This is a genomic window from Clostridium sp. AM49-4BH (assembly GCF_003478335.1).
In the GTDB taxonomy this organism is placed as follows: Bacteria; Bacillota; Clostridia; order Lachnospirales; family Lachnospiraceae; genus Butyribacter.
Genome location: NZ_QUFB01000139.1, coordinates 1 through 827 on the forward strand (window position 1 = coordinate 1; position 827 = coordinate 827).

Consider the following 827-nt stretch of genomic DNA (forward strand, 5'->3'; position numbering starts at 1 on the left):
ATGCAGATGCACAGCTTGGACGCTCATTTGAATTTTCCCTGCCGAAAGAATGGAGCAGACAGGAACAGATTGATTATACAACCGAATATATTCAAAAGACTTTCGTGGACGAGGGAATGTGTGCCGACTGGAGCATACACGATAAGGGCGACGGGAACCCACATGTGCATTTACTTGTAACCATGCGACCATTCAATCCAGACCACTCATGGGGCAGCAAGGAAGTCAAGGACTGGGATTTTGTCAGAGATACTGACGGAAATATCGTGGTTGATGAATCCCACCCGGACTGGTGGCAGGATAAGAAAAATCCAGACCGTCATGGAATCCGTATTCCGGTACTTGATGAAAACGGAGTACAGAAAGTCGGGGCAAGAAACAGAAAACAATGGAAAAGGGTTCTGACTGACGCTACCGGCTGGAACAATCCAAAGAATTGTGAGTTATGGCGAAGCGAATGGGCAAAGATGTGTAACCGGCATTTATCCATAGACAATCTGATTGACCACCGCTCTTATGAAAGACAGGGCAAATTGAAAGTCCCTACGATTCATGAGGGTGCAGATGCAAGGAAGATTGAGGAAAAATATCTCACCGGGCAGATAAGGAAAGGTTCATGGAAGGTCGAGGAAAACCAGATGATAAAAAAACAAAATGCACTGCTGCAAAAGGTAATTGCAACCTTTGGTAAGGTATCCGGTGCATTGTCGATGTGGAGGGAGTGGTTGAATGACATTAGAAGAAAGCAAAGAAGTAATTCCCATGATGGAAGCAATGATTACACAGATAGAGGAACAGCAGAATATCATGGCAGAGATGCTTCAGGA

General features: G+C 45.0%; 1 protein-coding gene. It reads left to right on the plus strand.

Going from position 1 to position 827, the window contains the following annotated elements:
- A partial coding sequence (locus tag DW981_RS14770) for a MobA/MobL family protein (RefSeq protein WP_182434320.1) occupies positions 1-827 on the plus strand: 827 nt, incomplete at both ends.